At 68.5% G+C, this 24,292-nt stretch carries 24 protein-coding genes; 18 read left to right on the forward strand and 6 right to left on the reverse strand.

Annotated features, from left to right (window positions below; all coding sequences use genetic code 11):
- Positions 1-17 precede the first annotated feature (17 nt).
- On the forward strand, positions 18-908 hold the full coding sequence (gene hemF / locus ACRDNQ_RS12030) for an oxygen-dependent coproporphyrinogen oxidase (protein WP_431828888.1): 891 nt from the start codon (positions 18-20) through the stop codon (positions 906-908).
- Positions 909-996: 88 nt separating this feature from the next.
- Here hemF and ACRDNQ_RS12035 read toward each other — a convergent pair whose 3' ends face one another.
- Complete coding sequence (locus ACRDNQ_RS12035; RefSeq protein ID WP_431828889.1) at positions 997-1,800, reverse strand: patatin-like phospholipase family protein; 804 nt, start codon at positions 1,798-1,800, stop codon at positions 997-999.
- A 242-nt stretch (positions 1,801-2,042) separates the two neighbouring features.
- Here ACRDNQ_RS12035 and ileS point away from each other — a divergent pair, with 242 nt between their 5' ends.
- Both ileS and yghU read left to right on the forward strand, forming a co-directional pair.
- Complete coding sequence (gene ileS, locus ACRDNQ_RS12040; RefSeq protein ID WP_431828890.1) at positions 2,043-4,970, forward strand: isoleucine--tRNA ligase; 2,928 nt, start codon at positions 2,043-2,045, stop codon at positions 4,968-4,970.
- 109 nt (positions 4,971-5,079) lie between these two features.
- The gene (gene yghU, locus ACRDNQ_RS12045) at positions 5,080-5,955 is read left to right on the forward strand and encodes a glutathione-dependent disulfide-bond oxidoreductase (RefSeq protein ID WP_431828891.1); all 876 of its coding nucleotides are present in this window, start codon (positions 5,080-5,082) and stop codon (positions 5,953-5,955) included.
- 51 nt (positions 5,956-6,006) lie between these two features.
- Here yghU and ACRDNQ_RS12050 read toward each other — a convergent pair whose 3' ends face one another.
- From ACRDNQ_RS12050 to fsa, 4 genes are all read right to left on the reverse strand, one after another.
- Entirely contained in the window at positions 6,007-6,702 is a 696-nt protein-coding gene (locus tag ACRDNQ_RS12050) for a CDP-alcohol phosphatidyltransferase family protein (protein WP_431828892.1), read from the reverse strand.
- Positions 6,703-6,741: 39 nt separating this feature from the next.
- On the reverse strand, positions 6,742-7,668 hold the full coding sequence (locus tag ACRDNQ_RS12055; RefSeq protein WP_431828893.1) for a tyrosine recombinase XerC: 927 nt from the start codon (positions 7,666-7,668) through the stop codon (positions 6,742-6,744).
- Between the two features lie 29 nt (positions 7,669-7,697).
- Positions 7,698-8,420: a DUF484 family protein gene (locus ACRDNQ_RS12060; protein ID WP_431828894.1), complete on the reverse strand. Its 723-nt coding sequence runs from the start codon at positions 8,418-8,420 to the stop codon at positions 7,698-7,700.
- A 169-nt stretch (positions 8,421-8,589) separates the two neighbouring features.
- On the reverse strand, positions 8,590-9,243 hold the full coding sequence (gene fsa / locus ACRDNQ_RS12065; RefSeq protein ID WP_431828895.1) for a fructose-6-phosphate aldolase: 654 nt from the start codon (positions 9,241-9,243) through the stop codon (positions 8,590-8,592).
- A gap of 87 nt (positions 9,244-9,330) precedes the next feature.
- Here fsa and ACRDNQ_RS12070 point away from each other — a divergent pair, with 87 nt between their 5' ends.
- The 7 genes from ACRDNQ_RS12070 (at position 9,331) to ruvB (ending at position 16,218) form a co-directional block, all read left to right on the forward strand.
- On the forward strand, positions 9,331-11,526 hold the full coding sequence (locus ACRDNQ_RS12070) for a primosomal protein N' (protein ID WP_431828896.1): 2,196 nt from the start codon (positions 9,331-9,333) through the stop codon (positions 11,524-11,526).
- 297 nt (positions 11,527-11,823) lie between these two features.
- On the forward strand, positions 11,824-12,483 hold the full coding sequence (gene msrA, locus ACRDNQ_RS12075) for a peptide-methionine (S)-S-oxide reductase MsrA (RefSeq protein ID WP_431828897.1): 660 nt from the start codon (positions 11,824-11,826) through the stop codon (positions 12,481-12,483).
- 48 nt (positions 12,484-12,531) lie between these two features.
- On the forward strand, positions 12,532-13,404 hold the full coding sequence (locus tag ACRDNQ_RS12080; protein WP_431828898.1) for a 50S ribosomal protein L11 methyltransferase: 873 nt from the start codon (positions 12,532-12,534) through the stop codon (positions 13,402-13,404).
- A gap of 104 nt (positions 13,405-13,508) precedes the next feature.
- Positions 13,509-13,856 (forward strand): hypothetical protein, encoded by a 348-nt coding sequence (locus ACRDNQ_RS12085; RefSeq protein ID WP_431828899.1) that lies wholly within the window; start codon positions 13,509-13,511, stop codon positions 13,854-13,856.
- Positions 13,857-14,013: 157 nt separating this feature from the next.
- On the forward strand, positions 14,014-14,520 hold the full coding sequence (gene ruvC / locus ACRDNQ_RS12090; protein WP_431828900.1) for a crossover junction endodeoxyribonuclease RuvC: 507 nt from the start codon (positions 14,014-14,016) through the stop codon (positions 14,518-14,520).
- Entirely contained in the window at positions 14,517-15,191 is a 675-nt protein-coding gene (gene ruvA / locus ACRDNQ_RS12095; protein ID WP_431828901.1) for a Holliday junction branch migration protein RuvA, read from the forward strand. The genes ruvC and ruvA overlap by 4 nt, the downstream gene beginning before the upstream one ends.
- Positions 15,192-15,195: 4 nt before the next feature.
- Positions 15,196-16,218: a Holliday junction branch migration DNA helicase RuvB gene (gene ruvB, locus ACRDNQ_RS12100; protein WP_431828902.1), complete on the forward strand. Its 1,023-nt coding sequence runs from the start codon at positions 15,196-15,198 to the stop codon at positions 16,216-16,218.
- 88 nt (positions 16,219-16,306) lie between these two features.
- Here the strand turns inward: ruvB and ACRDNQ_RS12105 are convergent, their stop codons facing one another.
- On the reverse strand, positions 16,307-17,737 hold the full coding sequence (locus tag ACRDNQ_RS12105) for a DUF1254 domain-containing protein (RefSeq protein ID WP_431828903.1): 1,431 nt from the start codon (positions 17,735-17,737) through the stop codon (positions 16,307-16,309).
- A gap of 80 nt (positions 17,738-17,817) precedes the next feature.
- Between ACRDNQ_RS12105 and ACRDNQ_RS12110 the strand changes: the two genes are divergently transcribed.
- The 8 genes from ACRDNQ_RS12110 to tolB all read left to right on the forward strand — a co-directional run bounded on the left by ACRDNQ_RS12110 (position 17,818) and on the right by tolB (position 24,277).
- Positions 17,818-18,831 carry an AraC family transcriptional regulator gene (locus tag ACRDNQ_RS12110; RefSeq protein ID WP_431828904.1) on the forward strand — a complete coding sequence of 338 codons (1,014 nt, stop codon included), beginning with the start codon at positions 17,818-17,820 and terminating at the stop codon, positions 18,829-18,831.
- 101 nt (positions 18,832-18,932) lie between these two features.
- Positions 18,933-19,649 (forward strand): NYN domain-containing protein, encoded by a 717-nt coding sequence (locus ACRDNQ_RS12115; RefSeq protein WP_431828905.1) that lies wholly within the window; start codon positions 18,933-18,935, stop codon positions 19,647-19,649.
- Between the two features lie 101 nt (positions 19,650-19,750).
- A complete protein-coding gene (locus ACRDNQ_RS12120; protein ID WP_431828906.1) occupies positions 19,751-20,065 on the forward strand; it encodes a DMT family transporter in 315 nt (104 codons plus the stop codon).
- Positions 20,062-20,457, forward strand: a complete 396-nt coding sequence (gene ybgC / locus ACRDNQ_RS12125; RefSeq protein WP_431828907.1) for a tol-pal system-associated acyl-CoA thioesterase — start codon at positions 20,062-20,064, stop codon at positions 20,455-20,457. The genes ACRDNQ_RS12120 and ybgC overlap by 4 nt, the downstream gene beginning before the upstream one ends.
- A gap of 127 nt (positions 20,458-20,584) precedes the next feature.
- Complete coding sequence (tolQ, locus tag ACRDNQ_RS12130) at positions 20,585-21,280, forward strand: protein TolQ (RefSeq protein ID WP_431828908.1); 696 nt, start codon at positions 20,585-20,587, stop codon at positions 21,278-21,280.
- Position 21,281: 1 nt separating this feature from the next.
- Entirely contained in the window at positions 21,282-21,770 is a 489-nt protein-coding gene (gene tolR / locus ACRDNQ_RS12135) for a protein TolR (protein ID WP_431828909.1), read from the forward strand.
- A gap of 9 nt (positions 21,771-21,779) precedes the next feature.
- Entirely contained in the window at positions 21,780-22,955 is a 1,176-nt protein-coding gene (locus ACRDNQ_RS12140; RefSeq protein ID WP_431828910.1) for an energy transducer TonB, read from the forward strand.
- The gene (gene tolB, locus ACRDNQ_RS12145) at positions 22,952-24,277 is read left to right on the forward strand and encodes a Tol-Pal system beta propeller repeat protein TolB (RefSeq protein ID WP_431828911.1); all 1,326 of its coding nucleotides are present in this window, start codon (positions 22,952-22,954) and stop codon (positions 24,275-24,277) included. Before ACRDNQ_RS12140 ends, tolB begins: the two co-directional genes overlap by 4 nt.
- The last annotated feature ends 15 nt before the right edge of the window (positions 24,278-24,292 follow it).

The raw sequence follows: 24,292 nt of genomic DNA on the forward strand, positions 1-24,292 counted from the left end.
GAAGGGGCAGATCACAGATGACCGAGAATTTCGACGACCGGAAGGCCCGTGCCGCGACCTGGTTCCGCAGCCTGCGCGACGACATCGTCGCCGCCTTCGAGGCGCTCGAGGACACCCAGGTCAGCGGACCCTTCGCGGACAACCCGCCGGGCCGCTTCGACGTCACCCAGACCACGCGCGCCAGCGACGATGGTTCGGACGCCGGCGGCGGCCTGATGAGCGTTCTGCGCGGCGGGCGCGTGTTCGAAAAGGTCGGCGTGAACGTCTCGACCGTCTTTGGCAGCCTCGGCGAGCGCGCGCAGAAGGCGATGGCCGCGCGCGGCGTTCCGGGCATGGCCGACGATCCGCGTTTCTGGGCCAGCGGCATCAGCCTTGTGGCGCACATGCAGAACCCCCATACGCCGGCCGTCCACATGAACACGCGCATGTTCTGGACACCGCACGCCTGGTGGTTCGGCGGAGGCTCGGACCTGAACCCCTGCATCGAATATGCCGAGGACACCGCCCATTTCCATGGCGTGCAGAAGGCGCACTGCGACCTGCACGACCCGGCGTACTACCCCCGCTACAAGGCCTGGGCGGACGAGTACTTCTTCGTTCCCCACCGCGGGCGGGCCCGCGGCGTCGGAGGGATCTTCTACGACGACCACAACACCGGTGACTGGGAGGCGGATTTCGCCTTCACCCAGGACGTGGGGCGCGCCTTTCTCAAGGCCTTCGTGCCGGTCACCGAACGCCGCCGCGACATGGCGTGGACCGAGGCCGACAAGGACACCCAGCTTGTGCACCGCGGGCTCTATGCGGAATACAACCTCGTCTACGATCGCGGCACGAAGTTTGGGCTTGAAACCGGCCACGACGCGAACGCCGTTCTGATGAGCCTGCCTCCGCTGGCCAAGTGGGTCTGAGCGGGCGGCGGGCAGGGGATCACGCCGGCCTGAGCTTCGCGCAGAGCGCGTGCGCCCTGATCGGGACGGGTCCTGCCGGGACCCGCGCCTAGTCCATTCCCAGCATGGGCGGCAAGTCGCGCCGGACCTTCGCGCGCGCCTCGTCCGCGGTCTGAAGGATCTCTTCCCAGCGCTGGAATTCAAGCGCGCGGAACCCGCGGGTGTCGGGTTCGACCAGCAGCACGCCGTCACGGCCGTTCAGCGACTCGCTCAGAAGCGCGCGCATCATGATCCGCAGGGATCCGGCCAGAAGCTCGGCCGGTCCCGGCACGCCGCCATTGTGCGACGGCGGTTCGGTCGCCACGTCGACCGCCAGGCACACGTCCGACGGCGGCAGCGCCCGCACCGGCAGGTTTTCCGTCACCCCGCCGTCGATCAGGACGCGCCCGTCGATCTGCACGGGTCGGAAGATCGCAGGCAGCGCGATCGACGCCGCCAGCACCTTGCGCAGGGGCCCTTCGGTGAACCGCACCGATCGGCGCGCGTGATAGTCGGTGGCCGTCACGGTCATCGGGATGTCCAGATCCTCGATCCGCTCGGGCAGGGCCTCGGGCAGGACGGCAAGGATGGTCGCCTCGGGGTCGATCGACAGCGCCGGGGCGCCGTGCCGGAAGCTTGCATTGCGCCAGAACCGCCGCGCCGTGGCCAGCGGATCCTCCATCAGCGTCGCGACATGGGCGCGGATCGCCTCGCCGGTCATGCCGCCCGCATAGCAGGCGCCGACCACGGCCCCGATCGACGTGCCCGCGATCGCCGTCGGCCGGACGCCGATTTCGTCAAGCGCCTGAAGCACCGGCACATGGCCGATGCCGGCCGCGCCGCCGCCGCTCAGGGCCAGGGTCAATGTGCCCATCGCCGCCTCCTGTCGGTCAATCGGATACGCCCGCCGCGGGCAAAAGACAAACCCGGCGTCGGTGCCGCTTTACGCCCGCCGGACCCCGGCCTATAAGCCGCCCCATGTTTCGCCCCGCCGCGATCATCATTCGAATTACCGGCCCGGCCCTGTAGATCGCAGGCGCCGGGACCAAGGCGCTTGAGCCATCGCGCCGCCCCCTCAGACCATCGCCGGAACGAAAACACCAAGGACCGCCGTCCATGTGCGCCGACACGCCCGACTACAAAGACACCCTGAACCTTCCCGAAACCGACTTCCCGATGCGCGCGGGCCTGCCGCAGCGTGAGCCCGCCTGGCTCGACCGCTGGCAAAGGATCGGCGTCTACGACCGCCTGCGCGCCAAGACCGGGCGTGCCCCCTTCACGCTGCACGACGGCCCGCCCTATGCCAACGGCAACCTGCATATCGGGCACGCGCTGAACAAGGTCCTGAAGGACATGGTGGTGCGCAGCCAGCAGATGATGGGCAAGGACGCCCGCTATGTCCCCGGCTGGGACTGCCATGGCCTGCCCATCGAATGGAAGATCGAGGAACAGTACCGCGCCAAGGGCCTCGACAAGGACGACGTCGACGTCGCGGCCTTCCGCCAGGAATGCCGCAAGTTCGCCGAGGGCTGGATCGACATCCAGCGCGAGGAGTTCAAGCGCCTTGGCGTGACCGGCAACTGGGCCGATCCCTACCTGACGATGGATTTCCACGCCGAACGCGTCATCGCCGAGGAATTCCAGAAGTTCCTGATGAACGGCACGCTCTACCAGGGCTCGAAGCCGGTGATGTGGAGCCCGGTGGAAAAGACCGCGCTGGCCGAAGCCGAGGTCGAGTACCACGACCGGCAGACGGATGCGGTCTGGGTGAAATTCCCCGTTGTCGCCTCCGGCGTCTATCCGTCGAGCGAGGTCTGCATGGACACCGGTGCGCTTGACGCTTCGGTCGTGATCTGGACGACAACGCCCTGGACCCTGCCGCAGAACCGCGCGATCTGCTTCGGCCCCGGGATCTCGTATGGTCTTTACGAGATCACCGGCCGGCCCGACGAATGCTGGGCGCGCGTCGGCGACCGCTACATCCTGGCCGACAAGCTTGCCGCCGAAGCGCTGTCGGCCATGCGGCTCGACGCCTCGATGTATCGCCGTCTGCGGGCCGTGACGGCCGACGAACTGGCGGCGCTGACCTGCGCCCACCCCCTGCGCGGTGCCGAGGGCGCGGCGGGCGAGTGGGACTTCGACGTGCCGCTTCTTCCGGGCGAGCATGTCACGGACGACGCCGGCACCGGCTTTGTCCACACAGCCCCCAGCCATGGCGACGACGACTTCCAGATCGGGCTGAAGCACGGGCTGGGCATGACCTTCAACATCCTCGACGATTCGTCCTTCCGCGCCGACCTGCCGTTCTTCGCGGGGCTTCGCGTGATCGAGGAAAACGGCAAGCCCGGCGGCGCCAACAGGGCGGTGATCGACAAGCTGGTCGAGGTGGGCGGCCTTCTGGCGCGCCGCCGGATCGCCATCTCGGACGCGCATTCCTGGCGCTCGAAGGCGCCGGTGATCCGGCTCAACCGGCCGCAGTGGTTCGCCGCCATCGACAGGCCGGTGGGCGACGGCCAGGACACCTACGGCACGACGATCCGCGAACGCGCGCTGACCTCGATCGACAGCCTGGTCACCTGGACGCCGAAGACCGGGCGCAACCGTCTGCATTCGATGATCGAGGCGCGGCCCGACTGGGTGCTGTCGCGCCAGCGTGCCTGGGGCGTGCCGCTGACCTGCTTCGTCAGGAAGGGCGCGAAACCCGACGATGCCGACTTCCTGCTGCGCGATCCCAAGGTCAACGCCCGCATCCTTGACGCCTTCGAAGCCGAAGGTGCCGATGCCTGGTACAAGCCCGGCGCGAAGGAACGCTTCCTTGGCAACGACCACGACCCCAGTGCCTACGATCAGGTCTTCGACATCCTCGACGTCTGGTTCGACAGCGGCTCGACCCACGCCTTCGTCCTGCGCGACCGCGACGACGGCACCACCGACGGGATCGCCGACCTTTACCTTGAAGGCACCGACCAGCACCGGGGATGGTTCCATTCCTCGATGCTGCAGGCCTGCGGCACCATCGGCCGCGCGCCCTATCGGGGCGTGCTGACCCACGGCTTCACGCTCGACGAGAAGGGCATGAAGATGTCGAAGTCGCTGGGCAATACCGTGGCCCCGCAGGCGGTGATCGACCAGTACGGCGCCGACATCCTGCGGCTTTGGGTGGCGCAGTCGGACTATACCGCCGACCTGCGCATCGGCCCCGAGATCCTGAAGGGCACCGCCGACAGCTATCGCCGCCTGCGCAACACGCTGCGCTTCATGCTGGGCAACCTCGCGGGCTTCTCCGAGGACGAGCGCGTGGCGCCTGCCGACATGCCCGAGCTCGAACGCTGGGTCCTGCACCGTCTGGCCGAACTCGACCAGAAGGTTCGTGCGGGCTATGCCGCCTATGACTTTCCCAGCGTCTTCCGCGCGCTTTTCGACTTCTGCACGGTCGATCTGTCGGCGGTCTATTTCGACATCCGCAAGGACGCGCTCTATTGCGACGGTCCGACCCCGCGCCGCAACGCCGCGCGCACGGTGCTTGACCTGCTCTTCCACCGGCTGACGACGTGGCTTGCGCCGATCCTCGTCTTCACCATGGAAGAGGTCTGGCTCGAGCGGTTCCCCGGCGACGACAGCTCGGTCCACCTCGTCGACATGCCGGCGACGCCGACCGACTGGCTGGACGCGCCGCTGGCCGCCAAGTGGACCGCGATCCGCCGGGTGCGGCGCGCGGTGACGGCCGCGCTCGAGATTCAGCGCCAGGACAAGGTGATCGGCGCCAGCCTCGAGGCGGCGCCGGTGGTGCATGTCGAGGATGCCGAAACGCTGGCCGCGCTGCGCAGTGTCGATTTCGCCGACATCTGCATCACCTCGGACATCACGCTGACCGCCGACCCCAGCCCGCAAGAGGCGTTCCGCCTGCCCGAGGTCGAGGGCGTCGGCGTGGTCTTCGAGAAAGCCACGGGCGAGAAGTGCCAGCGTTGCTGGAAGATCCTGCCTGACGTGGGCCAGCACGCCCACCCGGGTGTCTGCGCGCGCTGCGACGCCGCGCTTGGCTGAACGCGCAGGGCCCGCGCAGGACCTGTGCATCAGCAAACAATGACCGCGCCTTGGGTTTTGGGCGCGGTCCCCCTATCTTTTCAGGCGAACGGATAAGACAGGTGCCGGCATGAGCGACCCCAAACCCTACACGCCCCCGAAGGTCTGGACCTGGGAGGTGCCCAACGGTGGCGAATTCGCCTCGATCAACCGGCCGATTTCCGGCGCCACGCATCAGAAGGCGCTTCCGGAGGGGCGGCATCCGTTCCAACTTTACTCGATGGGCACGCCCAACGGCGTCAAGGTCACGGTCCTGTTCGAGGAGCTTCTCGCCGCCGGCCACCCGGCCGAGTACGACGCCTGGCTCATCCGCATTCACAAGGGCGACCAGTTCGGGTCGGGCTTCGTCGAGGTGAACCCCAACTCGAAGATCCCCGCCCTGCTCGACCGGTCGGGGCCCGAGCCCGTGCGGGTTTTCGAATCCGGCGCGATCCTTCTGCACCTGGCGGAAAAGTTCGGCGCCTTCCTGGGCCGGCCCGAAGACCGGCCCGCGCTTTTGTCCTGGCTGTTCTGGCAGATGGGAAGCGCGCCCTACCTTGGGGGCGGCTTCGGGCATTTCTACGCCTACGCGCCCGAGAAGTGGCAATACCCGATCGACCGCTTCGCGATGGAGGTGAAGCGCCAGCTTGATGTTCTGAACCGCCACCTTGCCGATCGCGAGTGGATGGTGGGCGACGGCATGACCATCGCCGACATCGCGATCTGGCCCTGGTACGGCAACCTCGTCCTTGGCCGGCAGTACAACGCGGGCGAGTTCCTTGACGTGGCCTCGTACACCCATGTGGTCGACTGGGCCCGGCGCATCGATGCGCGCCCGGCTGTGCGGCGCGGCCGGATGGTCAACCGCACCTCGGGCGAGCCGCACGAGCGCCTGCTCGAGCGCCACGATGCTTCGGACTTCGAGACGCGGACCGAGGACAGGATCGGGTCGAAGGCGGCCGAGTGACCGCATGGGCGTGCCGCCGGGCGTTCGGCACCGTGCCGCGCGCCCCGGCGCTCAGCCGTCCGGGCCGTACAGAAGCTGCTGTAGCGCCCCGGCCGTCACCAGATAGACGCTCGACACGACCAAGCCCCAGTGCGCCCAGCTCTGGGGGTGAAACTCCACCCACGCCGCCCAGCCCGCGAAGAAGGTCCAGGCCAGCGCCGTGGGCAGCGTGATCCAGCGCCAGCGGTCGGTGCGAACCGGGTGAATGAACTTGACCCGGGTGAACATCAGGACCGCAAGGATCACCACGATCGCCAGGCTGACCCAGAAGTTCGGCTTCAGCGCGAACAGCACCAGCACCACCATGTTCCAGCAGGCCGGGAAGCCCGAGAAGGAATAATCCTTGGTCTTCATCCGCGTGTCGGCGAAGTAGAGGCCGCTGGCATAGGTGATCACGATGATCGCGATCCAGCCCGTCCACCCCGGCAGAAGCCCCGACTTGAAAAGCGCGTAGGCGGGGATGAAGACGTAGGTCAGATAGTCGATGATCAGATCGAGAAGTACCCCGTCGATCTGCGGCGCTTGGTGCTTGACGTTGTAGCGTCGCGCGAGCGGCCCGTCGATTCCGTCGACGGCGAAGGCCACCACCAGCCACAGGAACATCAGGCTCCACTGCTGGTCCACGGCGGCCAGCATGGCGAGCATGGCCAACACCGCGCCGGTGCCGGTCAGAAGGTGAACGCCGAGGGCCTTGGCAAAGGGGGTCATCGCCGGTTCATGGCCGAATTCCCCGAAATGCGCAAACGATTAGGGCGCTGCCTGCGCACGGGGATGGGCCTTTGCATAGATCTCCATCAGGCGGGCGGTGTCGACCGCGGTATAGGCCTGCGTCGTCGACAGCGACGCATGGCCCAGCAGTTCCTGGATCGCGCGCAGATCGCCGCCGGCGGTCAGCAGATGGGTGGCGAAGCTGTGGCGCATGGCGTGGGGCGTGGCGGTGGCGGGCAGGCCAAGCTGAAGGCGCGCGCGTTCCATCGCCTTCTGGATCAGGCGCGGGTTCAGCGGGCCGCCGCGCGCGCCGCGGAAAAGCGGGGCGTCGGGCGCAAGGTCATGCGGGCACTCGCTGACATAGGCGGCCACCGCCGCGCGCGCCGGTGCGATCACCGGCACCAGACGCTCTTTCCCGCCCTTGCCGCGCATGCGCAGCACCTCGGGCAGGGGGTGATCGCGCCCGGTCAGCGACAGGGCTTCGGAGATCCGCAGCCCGCAGCCGTAAAGCAGCGTCACCACGGCCACGTCGCGCGCCGCGATCCAGCCGGTGTCTTCCTGCGTGTCGAGACGGTCAAGCATGGCCACTGCCGCATCCTCGGCCAGCGGGCGGGGCAGGGACTTGCGGAACTTCGGCGACCGGGTGGCAAGGGCGGCGGTGGCGTCGAAGCCCTCGCGCTCGGCCAGCCAGCCGATGAAGCCCCGCACCGCCGACAGAGACCGGGCCAGCGACCGGGCCGAGACCCCGCGCCCCCGTTCGGCGGCCATCCATGCGCGCATGTCCGACAGCCCAAGGCGCGTGAGCGGGCCGATGCCCATCGGTCCGCCCTGATGCGCCTGCTGGAAGGCCACGAAGCCGGTGACGTCGGCGCGGTAGGCGGTAAGCGTGTTGGCGCTGGCGCCCTTCAACGCGGACAACTGACCCAGCCAGCGGTCGATGGCCTCGGTTGCGGCAGGGGCGATCATGGGGCGATCACGGCGTGGTCACGGCGGGTTCATCCCAGCCAGCGGCGCATCGCCCGTTCGAAGGCGCCGCCCAGGAATTCAAGCAGGTCGGTGCCCTGGCTTGGCGCGAACTGCTGCACGTCGGTGGCGCCAAGTGCCAGCAGCCCCGGCAGCCGCCCGCCCCCGAGGTCGAGAAGGATTGCCGCCTCGGACCCGATGCGGCCGGAGTCGCGGCCGTAAAGCCCGGCCGCCTCGCCGCCGATCTCGCGCAGGACGACGCGGCGGGGCGTGCCGCCCTTTCCCTGCGTCAGATAATCCTCGACAAAGCCCGGCTCGGCCACCTGAAGGACGCCGCCCAGCTTGCGCATCAGCGGGCCGAAGTCGTCGCGATGGGATTCGAGGACCAGCCGGATGCGCTCGACCCGCAGGATGTCGGCCACGTCGCGCCCCAGCACGCGCAGGAAGGCATCGAATTCGGTGGGTTCAAGCAGCCGCAGCACCGCGCGGTGCACCTGCGCCGTGCCGACGAGGTTCTCGTAAGCCGCCGCGATCACGCTGCGATGCGTGTCCTCGAGCCGGCCCAGACGCGCCTCGAGCCGCTGGATCGCGATGCCGCGGATATCGACCACGTTCGCGCCCAGCGTGCGGTCGTCGGCGTCGATCAGGGCGCGCATGAGATCGCGATCCTCAAGGATCGACTGCGGGCGCGCAAGAATGCGCGCGCGAAGCACCTCGTCGATCACGGGCTCGGAAGGGTCGGTCTTGCCGGTCATCGCGGTGTCGTCGGGCAGGTCGTGCTCATCGCGTCAGGTTCTAGCCATGTGCGCCCGCCGCGCTCAACCCCCGGGGCGCGCGCCATGGAAATGCGCGCGCCGGGCGTGGCGGGTGGGTCACGGTCTCGGGGCCGGGCCGTCGGGCAAGGCGATAGCGGTCAGGGCCCGGTCAGAGGATCTTCTGGCCGGTCTTGGCCCAGTCCTTCAGGAAGCCCTCCAGCCCCTTGTCGGTCAGCACATGCTGGGCCATCTTGCGGATCACGTCGGGCGGCGCGGTAGCGACGTCCGCTCCGATCTTGGCGGCCTCCGTCATGTGGTTGACCGACCGGATCGAGGCCGCCAGTATCTGCGTCTCGAACCCGTAGTTGTCATAGATCTGGCGGATGTCCGCGATCAGGTCCATCCCATCGAGATTGATGTCGTCGAGCCGCCCGATGAACGGAGAAATGAAGGTCGCCCCCGCCTTGGCCGCCAGCAGCGCCTGGTTGGCCGAAAAGCACAGCGTCACGTTCACCATGCGCCCTTCGCCCGACAGCACCCGGCAGGCCTTGAGGCCGTCCCAGGTCAGCGGAACCTTGATGGTGATGTTGTCGGCGATCTTCGCCAGTTCGCGGCCCTCGGCGATCATGCCTTCGGCATCCAGCGCCACGGTCTCGGCCGAGACGGGGCCGTCGATCATGTCGCAGATTTCCTTGGTGACCTCGCGGATATCGCGTCCCGACTTCATGATGATCGAGGGATTGGTGGTCACGCCGTCCACCATGCCCAGGTCGTTGAGCTCGGCGATTGCGGCGGTGTCGGCGGTGTCGACGAAGAATTTCATGGGGCCCTTCCTGCACGCTTCGGCTTCGATCCGAGGGCCTTCTAACGCAAGCCCGCCCACATCGGAAGCCCGAAGCGGGCGCGCGGCGTGAGCGATCGGGATTTCTTCGACGAGGGCGAGCTTGTCGGCGTGCTGACGACCCAGCCGCTTGACCGTCCGCTCGACTATCGCGCGCCCGAGGGCGGCTGCGCCACCGGGGCCTTCGTCGAGGTGCCGCTGGGTCCGCGCCGGGTGCTGGGCGTGGTCTGGGGGCCGGGCGAGGGAAAGTTCGACCCGGCGAAGATCCGTCCGGTCACCCGCGTGCTCGACGCCGCGCCGATGCTGCCCGAGATGCGCGACTTCCTGACGCGTGCCGCCGATTACACGCTGACGCCCTTGCCCGCGATGCTGCGGCTTGCCACCCGGTCGCCCGGCCTTGGCGACCCGCCCTCGATGCGGACGGTCCTGCGACGGGGCGGGGCCGACCCCGACCGGATGACCGAGGCGCGGGCAAGGGTCCTGGACGAGCTTGACGCCTTCGGCGGTCAGGCCGTTACCCTGTCCGAGCTCGCCCAGGCCGCTGGGGTGACGCCGTCGGTCGTCAAGGGACTGGTCAAGCTGGGCGCCATCGCCGAAGAGGCGAGTCCGCGCGATCTGCCCTATCCGCGGCTCGATCCCGGCGTCAGCCCGTATGAGCTGAGCGACGAGCAGAGGACGGCGGCCGACGCCATCATCGCCGGCGTGACCGGAGAGGTCTATGGTGCGACGCTTCTGAAGGGCGTCACCGGGTCGGGCAAGACCGAGGTCTATCTGGAAGCCATCGTCGCCTGCCTGCGCAAAGGCCGGCAGGCGCTGGTCCTCTTGCCCGAGATCGCGCTGACGGGCGAGTTTCTGGCGCGGGTCGAGGCGCGGTTCGGCGCGCGCCCGGCCGAGTGGCATTCGGGCGTCACCATGACCGAGCGCCGTCGCGCCTGGCGGATGGTGGGCGAGGGCGGGGCCGAACTTGTGGTCGGCGCGCGGTCGGCCCTGTTCCTGCCCTTCCGCGACCTTGGCCTGATCGTCGTCGACGAGGAACACGACACTTCCTACAAGCAGGAGGACGGCGTGCTCTACAATGCCCGCGACATGGCGGTGCTGCGCGCGTCGATCTCGTCGGCGCAGGTGGTGCTGGCCTCGGCCACGCCCTCGCTCGAGACCTGGGTGAACGCCGAAGCGGGCAAATACGCGCGCGTCACCCTGACCGGTCGGTTCGGGACGGCGGAACTGCCCCAGATGCGGGCGATCGACATGCGGGCGGAAAAGCTGCCATCGAACCGCTGGCTGTCCGACACGCTTGTCGCCGAAGCGCGCCGGCGGCTTGAGGCGGGCGAACAGGCGCTCTTCTTCCTCAATCGCCGGGGCTATGCGCCGGTGACGGTTTGCCGGGCCTGCGGCCATCAGATCGGTTGCGACCATTGCGACGCGCGCATGGTCGAGCACCGGTTCCTCAAGCGCCTCGTCTGCCACCAGTGCGGCGAGACGAAGCCCATTCCGAACGCCTGCCCCGCCTGCGGGGTCGAGGGCCGTCTGGCCCCGGTCGGCCCGGGGGTCGAACGCCTTCAGGAAGAGGCGGCCACCCTGTTCCCCGAGGCGCGGATCGCCGTGCTTTCGTCGGATCTTTTCGGATCGGCGCGCGCGCTCAAGGCGCAGATCGAAGCGATCGCGGGGGGCGAGGCCGATCTCATCATCGGCACCCAGCTTGTCGCCAAGGGCCATAACTTCCCGCTGCTCACGCTGGTCGGCGTAGTCGACGCCGATCTGGGGCTTCAGGGGTCGGATCTGCGTGCCGCCGAACGCACTTTCCAGCTGATCCGCCAGGTCTCGGGCCGGGCGGGGCGCACCGGCCTGCCGGGGCTGGCTCTGATCCAGACTCACCAGCCCGAGCATCCGGTGATCCGCGCCATCCTCGGCGGCGACGAGGAAGCGTTCTGGCGCGCCCAGGCCGAGGAACGGCGGGCAGCGGGCGTGCCGCCTTTCGGCCGGATGGCGGGGATCATCCTGTCCTCGCCCAACGTGCAGGAGGTCTTCGACATCGGAAACCGTCTGGCGCGGAACGCCGAGCCGCTTCAGCGCATCGGCGCCCAGGTCTTCGGCCCTGCACCGGCGCCCATCGCCCGGGTCCGGGGCCGCCACCGGGTGCGCCTTCTGGTCAAGGCCGACAAGGGCGTGGCGCTTCAGCCGGCCCTCGCCCGCTGGGTCGCGCAGGTCAGGCTGCCCGCGACCGTTAGGCTGGCGATCGACATCGACCCGCAGAGCTTCCTGTGAACCGGCCGAGGGTCGCCGCGACCCCGTCGCGAAGGGCATTTGGCGCGGTTCCATCGCCGGACCCAAGGGCCTTCAACGATTGCCCGGGGCCCGGGAGGCGAGCCTACGGGTCGGGGATGAACCGGTGCGCGGCATAGGGTGTCATCAATGCCGGGCCCGCGGGGCTGGGGACAAACCGGACAACGCTTGCGGCGCACCCGTCCAGCCCCAAGGTGACGTCGTCGTGAGAACGATTGCCGCGGCGGGGCGGAGTTCCTAGATTTCACGCAACCCGCCCTCGCCAAAGGAGCGCCCGCGATGTTCAACCTGTTCCGCAAGCCCCTCGACCTGCCGGCCCCGTCCGACGCGCTGCCGGGCCGGCCCGATCCGATTCCCACGGCGAAGACGCATCACGTCTTCGGCCGGCCGCTGACGATGGAGGTGCCCGAGGGCTTCGAGGTCGCGATGTTCGGAATGGGCTGTTTCTGGGGCGTCGAGCGGATGTTCTGGAAGCTTGACGGCGTCTGGCTGACCATGGCGGGCTACGCCGGCGGCTTCACCCCGAACCCGACCTATCAGGAGGTCTGCTCCGGGCGGACCGGGCACAACGAGGTCGTGCGCGTGGTCTATGACCCGAAGATCATCGGCTATGACGCGCTGCTCAAGGTTTTCTGGGAAGGCCACGACCCGACGCAGGGCATGCGGCAGGGCAACGACGTGGGCACGCAATACCGTTCGGGCGTCTATTCCTACAACGCCGCGCAGCAGGCCGCGGCCGAGGCAAGCCGCGCGGTCTTCGCGACGCGTCTTGCCGCGGCGGGCTACGGCGCCATCACGACCGAGATCGTATCTGCGCCCACCTTCTACATGGCCGAGGACTATCACCAGCAGTACCTGTCGAAGACCCCGGGCGGCTACTGCGGCATCGGCGGCACCGGCGTGACCTGCCCGATCGGAACCGGGGTTGCCCCGGCCTGAGGACCTTGCGGCTTGTCAGGCGCCCAATGATCGCGTAGCGGGGCCGGCATGACGACCTATTCCGCGCTGACCACCGTTCCGGGCCGCGACCGTGCCGAGGCCCTTGCCGAGGCCTTCGAACGGCTTGACCCCGAGCCCGTGGGCGTGGGCTGCTTCGAGGTCGAGGACGGCTCGGGCCTGTGGGAAGTCGGCGGCTACTTCACCGAGGCGCCTGACGCGATCGCTCTGTCGCTGCTCGAGCTTGCCTTCGCAACCGCCCCCATCGTCGTGTCCGAAGTGCCCGACGTCGACTGGGTCGCCAAGGTCCGCCGCGACCTCGCCCCGGTCGAGGCGGGGCGCTACTTCGTCTACGGCAGTCACGATGCCGACAAGGTGCCGGCCGGCCGCGTCGCGCTTCTGATCGAGGCGGCGATGGCCTTCGGCACCGGGCATCACGGAACCACGCTTGGCTGCCTGCGCGCCCTTGACCGGCTTGCGGACGACGGCATCGTTCCGACCGCCGTGGCCGATATCGGCTGCGGCACGGCGGTGCTGGCCATGGCCGCGGCGCGCACCTGGGACGCCCCCGTGATCGCATCGGATATCGATCCCGTCGCGGTCGAGGTCGCCCGCGCGAACGTGATCGCGAATGGGCTTGCCGGACGGGTCGACTGCGTCGTGGCGGGCGGGTTCGACCATCCCGACCTCGCGGCTCGCGCGCCCTTCGACCTTGTCTTCGCAAACATCCTCAAGGGGCCGTTGATTGAACTTGCCCCCGCGATGGCGCGACACATCCCCGAGGGGGGATTCGCGATCCTCAGCGGAATCCTCAATCCTCAGGCCGACGAGGTCGCCGAGGTTTATTCCCGCGCCGGCTTCAATCCCGTCCACCGGGATGAGATTGTTGACTGGACGACGCTAACGCTTCGCAGAAGTGTTTGAAATCTGAGGGAATATCGGCGCTCGCAAGGCGGACGCCACATTCTTGCCACAATCGCCCCCCATCGTTGCCCTCTGTGTGGTTGGTATTTCTATCGGGGACGATCATGGGTGATCCGCATATCCAGAGTTTCGACGAGCGCTTGCAGAAGATCGACAAGCGTCATCGCCAACTGGCCCGTGGTTACGTGATGAGTGTGAACCACGACGGCCTCGTCATTGCCGAGCCCAAGCCCCAGCGCCGGAGCTTTCCGTGGCGCGGGACGCTTCTGATCCTGCTCGGGCTGATGATCTTCAAGGGATTTCTCCATTTCCAGATCGGCACCACCGCCTATGACGAGCGGGTGGCGCGCCTGTCGGAAGGCACCGTGATCGAGAAGGTTGGCGCTTACGCGATGACCGCCGATCCGGTGACGGTCTGGATTTCCGCTCAATTCGCTTCCCTCGCTCCGTAAGGTCCGGCGGGCGCGTTTCGTCCTGACGCGCCGCGGCACGAGCACTCGAGAAACGGCCGCACCTTCGGGTGCGGCCGTTGATCATTTCGCAAGGCCATTGGCAGGTGTTCCCGTTTCGTGCTAACCCTCCCTCAACGAGAACACGAGCAGGTGAACGATGCGCGTCTTGGGGATCGACCCCGGTCTGCAGGCCCTTGGCTGGGGCGTGATCGACGTCGACGGCCCGCGCCTGCGCCACGTCGCCAACGGCATCTGCCGCGGCGGGACAGGCGATCTGGCAGACCGGCTTCTGGCGCTGTTCGACGAACTCTCTGCCATCGTCGCGCGGTTCGTGCCCGATTGCGCCGCGGTCGAGGCGACCTTCGTGAACAAGAACGGCGCCGCCACGCTGAAGCTTGGCCAGGCGCGCGGCGTGGCGCTTCTGGTTCCCGCGCGAGCGGGGCTGCGGGTCGGCGAGTATGCGCCGAACGCCGTCAAGAAGGCGGTCGTGGGCGTCGGACACGCCGACAAGCGCCAGGTCGACCACATGGTGCGGATGCAGCTTCCGGGGGTCGAGATCGCCGGCCCCGACGCGGCCGACGCGCTGGCCGTGGCGATCTGCCACGCGCACCACGGCGCTACGGCCGCGCGGCTTGCGCAGGCCGTCGCCGGGTCACGCCCGTGATCGGGCGGCTTGCAGGGCGGCTCGCGCATCGCGGCGCCGACCACGTGCTGATCGACGTGGGCGGGGTGGGCTATATCGTCCATGTCTCGGACCGCACGATGGCCGCCCTTCCGCCCGTGGGCGAAGCCACAGCGCTGTTCACCGAACTTCTGGTCCGCGAGGACCTCTTGCAGCTTTTCGGTTTTCTGACCTTGGCCGAAAAGGAATGGCATCGGCTTCTGATGACGGTCCAGGGCGTCGGCGCGAAGGCGTCGATGGCCATTCTTGGCACGCTGGGGGCCGACGGCGTCAGTCGCGCGATCGCGCTGGGCGACTGGACGGCGGTCAAGGCCGCGCCCGGCGTCGGGCCGAAGATCGCCCAACGGGTCGTGATCGAACTGAAGGACAAGGCCCCTGCGGTGATGGCGCTTGCGGGCGCCCCCCTTCAGGCTGCGCTTGCGCCCGGGGGCGACGTGATCGATCCGGCGCCCGCGGCCCGGGCCACGCCTGCTTCACCCCTCCGCCCGGCCGCGTCCTCGGCCCAGGCCGATGCGCTGTCGGCGCTGGCGAACCTTGGCTACGTCCCGGGCGAAGCGGCGGCAGCGGTGGCTGCGGCTGCGGGCGACCTGCCCGGCGCCACGCCCGAGGCGCTGATCCGCGCGGCCCTGCGCCTTCTGGCGCCGAAGGGATAGGGCGATGAGCGGCCCCGATCCCGTCCTGCGCCCCGACCCGCGCCCCGAGGATGCCGATGTGGCGCTGCGCCCGCAGACGCTGGACGCCTTCATCGGGCAGGCCGAGGCGCGGGCGAACCTGCGGGTCTTCATCGAAAGCGCGCGCCGGCGGGGCAAGGCGATGGACCATGCGCTGTTTCACGGGCCGCCCGGGTTGGGCAAGACCACGCTTGCCCAGATCATGGCGCGCGAACTGGGCGTGAACTTCCGCATGACCTCGGGCCCGGTGCTGGCGAAGGCGGGCGACCTGGCCGCGATCCTGACGAACCTCGAGGCGCGGGATGTCCTCTTCATCGACGAGATCCACCGTCTGAACCCGGTCGTCGAAGAGGTGCTCTATCCCGCGCTCGAGGATTACGAGCTCGATCTCGTGATCGGCGAGGGGCCGGCGGCGCGGACCGTAAGGATCGAGTTGCAGCCCTTCACGCTGGTGGGCGCCACGACGCGGCTGGGGCTTCTGACGACACCCCTGCGCGACCGTTTCGGCATCCCGGTACGCCTGCAGTATTACACCGAGGACGAGCTGGACGAGATCGTTCGCCGCGGCGCGCGGCTGATGGGCATCGAGGTCGAGCCCGAGGGCGCGCGCGAGATCGCGCGGCGGTCGCGGGGGACGCCCCGGATCGCCGGGCGGCTGCTGCGGCGGGTGGTGGACTTCGCCCTGGTCGAAGGCGACGGGCGGCTTGATCGGGCGATCGCCGACCGGGCGCTGACCCGGCTTGGCGTCGACCATCTTGGCCTCGACGGGGCCGACCGCCGGTACCTGACCCTGATCGCCGAGAACTATGCTGGCGGCCCCGTAGGCGTCGAAACGCTGGCCGCCGCCCTGTCCGAGGCGCGCGATGCCCTGGAAGAGGTGATTGAACCCTTCCTGCTTCAGCAGGGCCTGATCCAGCGGACGCCGCGCGGCCGGATGCTGGCGGGCAGGGCCTGGACACACCTGGGGCTCGAGCCGCCCCGGGTGGTGGGGCAGGCGGACCTTTTTTGAGCCGCTCCGGCAGGGAGGCCGGCGCGGGGCAGGGGTTCCGGGGACATACGGCGCCGGCCCCGGGCCGGCGCCGCGTGCGGTCGGGCCTTCAGGCCTTGACCACGCCGGGAATGGTCCACGAGCCGTCGATGATCGAGGGCTTGTTCTCGTCCGGCCAGTACAGGCGCAACATCAGGTGGAACTTGCCCGTCGGCGCGGGCAGCCAGTTGGCCTCCTTGTCCGGGCCCGGCGACGTGTTCTGGATATGGATCACCAGCGATCCGTCCGTCTCGTAGGTCGGGTTCGTGCGAAGACTCATCGAGTAGCGGTTGATCGGGTTGGCGACGAAGAACATCTGCTCGTCGTACATGGTCAGCGACCAGAAGCCCTTTACCGGCGGCAATTGCCCTTTCGCGAAGGTCAGGGTGTAGTTCTTCGCCCCGTCGTAGCTTTCCAGAAGACTGGGCTTCAGCGAGGTGGGGTAGATCGCGTCCTGCGCCTTGTTCGCGCCAAGGCCGATCGCCGTGACAAGGGCCCGCTGGATGTAGTTCGTGCCGTAGTTGCCCGCCACCGTCGTGAAGGCCCAGCCGTTCTCGCGCTTCATGTCGCCGTCGCGGCTGATGAAGTGCAGCATGATCTTCTTGTAGCCGAACTCGGGCATGAGCTTGTCCCAGACCGCGCTGATCCGGCTTGCGTCGAGGTCCTTGCCAGGTTCAAGGCCGATGGCCGCAAAGCGTGCGACTTCGGGCGCGTCGGCCGCCGTCGGCGGGTTGCGCTTCATCAGGTCGGCCAGAACCGTGAAGAACTCGGTCGAGGTCAGGGCGTTCACCTGGTCGCGGGTGGGGGTCTTCATGTCGACCGAGGGATCGACCGTGCCCGCGGGCGGCGTGAAGTCGCTGCCCCAGGTGCTGAGCGGCTGCAGCTTGAAGGCGTCCTGAAGCGCGTGGACCGCGGCGTAGTCCTCTTTCGTTCCGGTGCAGTAGATCCGGCCCAGCAGCCAGACGATGCTTGTCGGCGACTTGACCTGGGTCATGCCGTCGGGAACGGTGCCGCTCCACCCCGGGCCGGTGATGAGGAAGGTCTTGGCCCCGCCCCCGGTCGTGCGGCTGCCGGGCACGGCGAAGACCTCGGTCCAGCCATCGAGCATCGGCAGCAGGAAGTAGCGGTCGCCCATGTCGGGCTGGTGGAGGACCCAGGGTTCGTCGCCGACGTCGAGCCAGGCCGTGGTGTAAAGCGTGTCGGCGTTCGGTGCGGTCACGTCGCGGTACGTCGCGTCGGGATAGCTTCGGACCTTGAGGAGCGTTCCCATCGGCGCGCGCGTTTCCTCGGCGGCGGCGACGTTCGTCATGATGCGACGGGTGTATTCCATCGTCACCAGTGAATAGCCGAAGACATAGGCGTCGACGGCGACGCCGAAGTCCTCGGTTCCGGCAAGCATGTCGGTGAATGAACCTTCGAAGGCAGCCGCAGAGCGGGCCAGGGCCGATGCCGCCAGAAGGCTGGCGCCCGCAAGCAGGGCAGAGCGTCGCGTAATCGTCATGGGTCAATCCCTTGAGTGTGATTGGGGGCTTCATCATACTCGGTCCCAAGGTCTGCGCTTTGGTTTCGGGGACAATCTGCATGGACATCCAGCGGCACGACATCGCGATCCAGCGGGTCGGCACCGGGGCGGAGTTGCCGCGCCTGCTGGAGGAACTGGGCGTGCCGACCGAAGCGGTCTTCGACGGTTCGGGCATCGATCCCGCAAGCCTGCAACCCGACACGCGCGTGCCATTCGCGGCGCTCATCGACCTGATCGAGCGCGCGGCAACCTTGTCGGGATTTCCTGACTTCGGGCTTCGCCTTGGCCTGCGCTTCCGGATGGAGTTGCACGGCCCTGTCGGCGCGCTCATGGCCTCGGCGCCGACGCTGGGCGCGGCGCTGGAGGACTTCGAAACATGGCAGCGCGGCTACTCCAGCGGAGCCATCACCTTCGTTCATCCCTGGGGCGACGATATCGCGCTTGGCTATGCGCTGTGCGCCGGGACGCTGACCCCGTCACCCCAATTCTATCATTGCGTGCTTGGCATCGCGGTGCGGATGATCGAGGAACTGACAGGTGGCGCCGTCCGCCCGGTCGAGGGCCACGTCTCCTGCCGGGCATCGCCCAGCGTCCAACGTCTGCTGAAGTTCCCGGTCCGCAGCAACCAGCCGCGCACCTGCCTTGTCCTGCCGGGGGCGGCGCGCGCATTCCCCCTGCCGGGCTACCGGCCGGCGGCGCGGGCCGAGTTGTCGTCCCGGATCGCGCAGATGATGCAGCCTTTCGCACCCACCGAGGCAGCGCGCGTGCGCGCAGCGCTGCGCAAGCGCCTGATGTTCGACCGCGCCCGGATGGCGGAGGTGGCCGATGAGCTTGGCCTGCACCCGCGCACGTTGCGGCGCCGATTGGCAAATGAGGAAACCACCTTCGAGCATCTGCGCGACGAGGTCCGCTTCGCCCTGGCCTGCGAGTTGCTTGCCCTGACGGACATGGACGTGGGCGAGATCGCGGCGACGCTGGCCTATGCCTCGCCCGGGGTCTTCTCGGAAGGGTTCCGCCGGGTGCGGGGCACCAGCCCGACCGACTGGCGACGGCAGCGCTCCGCCCCGGCCTGAGGACGTCCCCTGCACGAGGGCCACCCCTGGCCGATGCCGTCTGCCAAATTCCTGCCAGATTGAAGGATTACCCCGTCCGGGTGGACAATCGAGTGGCGGACATGGGCGGACGGGTCGCGGTTCTGGTCGATGGAGACAACATCGGCGCACAGCATTCCGGGACGATCCTCGGGATCGGCAGGCGGCAGGGTCAGGTCGATGTGGCGCGGGTCTATGGCGATGCGTCCAAGGCGGCGGGCTGGCACGCGGCGGCAGGCTTTCGCTTCGTCCACGCGGGCACGGGAAAGAACGCGACCGACATGCTGCTTGCCATCGAGGCGATGGAGCTGGCGCTGGGTGGCGGCGTCTCGTCGTTCGTGGTCGCAAGCTCGGACGCCGATTTCAGCCACCTCGCGCATCGTCTGCGCGAACGTGGCCTGACGGTTGTGGGGACGGGCGAGGCCAAGACCACACTGCTTTACCGCGCCGCCTGTTCGCGGTTCGAACTTCTGGGGGGCGCGACGACCTGTGCGGTCAAGTCGCCTGAAGATGTTTCTGCCGCGGGGTCTCCCGCCGAGAAGGTGACGACGGTTGGCCCCTCTGCCCTCGATAGAGAAATCAAGGCGATCATCGCCACCCATAGCACCAAGGGCCAGGGCATGCGGATCGCCGAACTTGCGCCGCAAATGCATAGCAAGCATGGCGTGATGATTAGTACTTTGCCCGAGCGCACATGGCGCGCATACTTCCAAGCCCGCACGGCCCTCTACGATCTCGATCCGCGGGGACCCGAAGCCAAGGTGCGCTTCAAGCCGCAGGGCTTCGCCACTCCCAACTGACCACGCCAGGCCCAAAGACCGCTTGACCAAGGCCGCCCGCCCGGAGATTCAGGGCCAGTTGCCGGAACTTGTCCGGCGCGCCTGAATGCGAGGACACGGCGATGGCGTGGGGATTTCTGCTGGTGGCGGGGCTTCTGGAAGTGGTCTGGGCCTTCTCGATGAAGCAGTCGCAGGGTTTCACGCAGCCAGGGCCAACGGCGGTGACCGTGGTGGCGATGCTGGCCTCGCTTGGCCTTCTGGCGCTGGCGATGCGCAGCCTGCCCCTGGGCACGGCCTACATGGTCTGGACCGGCATCGGCGCCGTGGGGGCCTTCGTCGTCGGCGTCATGGTTCTGGGCGAGGCGCTGACGCTTCAGCGCGTCATCGCCGCCGCCCTGATCTTGGCCGGCATGGTGACGATGAAGCTTGCGTCGTGACCGGGGCCGCCGCGCATCGCTTTTCCTGCCGGGTCTATTACGAGGACACCGACCTTGCGGGCATCGTCTATTACGCCAACTACCTGCGCTTCATCGAGCGCGCCCGGACCGAGTATGTCCGCGCGCTTGGCATCGACCAGGCGCGGCTCAAGGCCGAACGCGGGATCGTCTTCGCGGTCCGGCGGATCGAGGCCGACTACCTTGCTCCGGCGCGCTTCGACGACCTTCTGGAGGTCGAGACCGAAGTGGCGGCCGTGACGCCGGCGCGGATCGTCCTGAGCCAGCGGGTGCTGCGCGGGACGACCCTTCTGTTCGACGCCAGGGTCACGCTCGTCGCGCTGTCGGACGACGGCCGCCCGGCCCGGCTTCCGGCGGAACTTCGCGCACGCTGACCGAAACGTGATCTGACCCGCGCGTGCGCAGGTTCTATTGGCGTTGGCTGAAGGGATCGGGTATGGTCTCGGCCAAACCGAGCCGCACCCGACAAAGACACGCGGCCGCATTGAGCAGAGCAGGCAGATGGAAACGGAAACCCTTGCGATGGCGCAGGAGATCGATTTCTCCTTTTGGGCGCTTTTTGCCCGCGCAACCCTGGCGAACAAACTTGTCCTCGTCATCCTCGTGGTGGCGTCGATCTGGGCCTGGGCGATCATCGTCCAGAAGCTGATCGACTACCGCCGTGCGCGCGCCGAGGCGCGCGCCTTCGAAGAGGCCTTCTGGTCGGGCGAGCCGCTGGACGAGCTTTACGAACGCATCGGCGAGGTGCCGGCGGGCGCCTCTGAACGGGTCTTCGCCAGCGGCATGATCGAATGGCGCAGGTCGCATCGCGATGACGGCGGGCTGATCCCCGGGGCACAGGCCCGGATCGACCGGTCGATGGACGTGGCCATCGCCAAGGAAAGCGAAAGCCTGACCAAGGGCCTGCCGCTTCTGGCGACCGTCGGCTCGACCGCGCCGTTCATCGGGCTCTTCGGGACCGTCTGGGGCATCATGCACGCCTTCATGGAAATCGCGAAGGCGCAGAACACCAACCTTGCCGTCGTGGCCCCTGGCATCGCCGAGGCGCTGCTGGCGACGGGTCTGGGGCTTCTCGCGGCGATCCCGGCGGTGATCTTCTACAACAAACTGTCGGCCGACAGCGACCGGATCGTCGCGGGCTACGAAAGCTTCGCCGACGAATTCGCCACGATCCTCTCGCGCCAGCTGGACAGCTGAGATGGGCGCGGGGGTCGTTCAGAAATCGGGCGGCGGCGGCGGGTCGGGCGGATCGCGGCGCCGGCGCCACCGGGGCGGGGCGCGCCCGATGTCCGACATCAACGTCACGCCCTTCGTGGACGTGATGATGGTGCTTCTCATCATCTTCATGGTGGCCGCGCCGCTGCTGACCGTCGGCGTGCCGGTCGAGCTTCCGAAGACCGCCGCGAACGCCCTGCCGACCGAGCAGGAAGAGCCGCTGACGGTGACGATCACCGCCGAGGGCGCGCTGGCGATCCAGACCACGCCCACGCCCGACAACGAACTGATCCCCAAGTTGCGCGCCATCGCGGTCGAGCGGTCGGACGACAAGATCTTCCTGCGCGCCGACGGCAGCGTTCCCTACGAGCGGGTGATGCAGGTCATGGGGGCGCTCAATGCGGGGGGCTTTTCGTCGATCGGGCTTGTGACCGACACCGACGGCCCGCGCCTTGACGGGCGGGACGGGTGAGGCGCCCGGGTGAACACCGGCCTCTATATCTCGGTCGCGGGTCACACGCTTCTGATCCTGTTCCTGCTGTTCGGCGGGTTGTTCGCGCGTGACCGCCTGCCGGCGGTCGCCGTGTCGGACGTGACCGTGATCTCGTCCGAGGACTTCGCCGCGCTGCAGGCCTCGGCCCCGCCGCCGGAAGCGGCGACCGAGATGCCCGAACCCCTGCCGCCCGTGATCCAGCCGCCGCCGCAGCGTCCGCAGGCGGAAACCCCGCCGGAACGCGCCGAACCGCCCGTGACCGAAGCGCCCGACGTGCCCGCGCCCGCCCCCGAAGCGCCCGAGCCGATCGAGGTTCCGCCGGCCGACGTCGCCGACACCGCGCCCCAGATCACGCCGCCCGACGATGGTCAGGACGTCGCGGTATTGCCCAGCGACGCCGCCCCGCCACCGGCAGACCGGGTGGCGACCGAAGCGGCGCCGCCGCCACCGCTCGAGGCCGAGACCGCGCCAGAGGCCACGCCCGAGGTCGCGACCGACGCCCCGGGCGAGATCGTCGAACAGGAAACCGACGCCGCCGCCCCCGAAGAGGCCACGACCGAGATCGTGACCGAGGCCGAGCAGACTCGCGAGCTTGCGCCCACAAGCTCGCCCCGTCCGTCCGCGCGCCCGGCCGCGCGCCCCGCGCCGCCCGAAGCCCCGGTCGAGACGGCCGAGGCCCCGCGCCAGTCCACGCCCGAGCCCGCGCCCGAGCCTGCGCCCGCGCCCACCCCCGAACCTCAGGCCGAGGCGCCCAGCGACGACCTGATCGCGGCGGCCGTCGCCGATGCGGTGTCGCAGGCCACGGGTCAGACGGCCGCGCCGGCCACGAACGCACCCGCCGGTCCGCCCCTGACCGGGTCGGAGCGCGATGCCTTCCGCATTTCGGTCCAGCGCTGCTGGGTTGTCGACGTGGGCTCGGAGGCGGCCAGCGTCACGGTCGTGGTCGGCGTCTCGCTCAACCCCGACGGCACGGTCTCGGACGGCTCGTTGCGGATGCTCGAAGGGTCGGGCGGCAGCGACGGGGCCATCCGCACCGCCTTCGAGGCGGCGCGCCGCGCGATCTTGCGCTGCGGCGCCTCGGGCTTTGACCTGCCGCCCGAGAAGTACGATCAATGGCGTGATATCGAGATGACGTTCAATCCCGAGGGAATGAGGCTCAGATGACCTTTCTGCGACTGCTGACGATGATTATGGCGGCCGCCTTTGGCCTGGCCGGGCCTGCTGCGGCGCAGGGCCCGCTTCGGATCGAGATCACCGAGGGCGTGATCGAGCCCTTGCCCTTCGCGGTGCCGATGTTCATCGCGGAAACGCCCGAGGCGGCCCAGCTTGCCCAGCAGATCACGCAGGTCGTGGCGGCCGACCTGACCGGCACGGGCCTTTTCCGCGAGATCCCGGCCAGTGCGCATATCAGCCGGATCACCAACTTCGACGCACCCGTGCAATACGCCGACTGGAAGGCGATCAACGCGCAGGCGCTGATCACCGGATCCGTGGGGCTGGCCTCGAACGGGCGCCTGACGGTGAAGTTCCGCGTCTTCGACGTCTTCTCGGACCAGCCGCTGGGCGAGGGGCTACAATTCGCAGGTACCCAGGATGGCTGGCGGCGGATGGCGCACAAGGTGGCCGATCAGGTCTATAGCCGCATCACCGGCGAGGGCGGGTACTTCGACAGCCGCGTGGTCTTCGTGTCCGAAAGCGGGCCCAAGGACGCCCGCCAGAAGCGGCTTGCGATCATGGACTACGATGGCGCGAACGTGCAGTTCCTGACGGATACCAGTGCGATCGTGCTCGCGCCCCGGATCAGCCCGCAGGGAGACCGCGTCCTGTTCACGAGCTACGCCAGCGGGTTCCCGCAGATCTACGAACTGAACGTGGGCAGCATGCAGGTGCGCCAGCTTGGCGTGTCGACCGCGTCGATGACCTTTGCCCCGCGCTATGCCCCCGACGCGCAAAGCATCGTCTATTCGCTGAGCGAGGGCGGCAATACCGACATCTACCGGATGGACCTTGGCGGGGGCGGTCAGGTGCGGTTGACGAACTCTCCCGCGATCGATACCGCGCCGTCCTTTTCGCCGGACGGACGCCAGATCGTCTTCGAAAGCGATCGTTCGGGCACGCAGCAGCTTTACGTGATGCCTGTCGGCGGGGGCGAACCGGTGCGGATCAGCTTCGGGCCGGGTCGCTATGGCACGCCGGTCTGGTCCCCGCGCGGCGACCTGATCGCCTTTACCAAGCAGAACGAAGGCCGCTTCCATATCGGGGTGATGCGCACCGACGGCAGCGAAGAGCGTCTGCTGACGGCGAGCTTCCTTGACGAGGGGCCGACCTGGGCGCCGAACGGACGGGTGCTGATGTTCACGCGCGAAACCTCGGGCGCCGAGGGGGCGGCGGCGCTTTTCTCGGTCGACGTGTCGGGGCGCAACCTGCGCCGGGTGCCGACGCCGGGGCCGGCCTCTGACGCGGCCTGGTCGCCGCTTTTGCCCTGACGGCCACGTTTTCAA

Origin of the sequence: Saliniferula longa (assembly GCF_050789285.1) — a bacterium.
Classification (GTDB): domain Bacteria; phylum Pseudomonadota; class Alphaproteobacteria; order Rhodobacterales; family Rhodobacteraceae; genus CAVPWP01.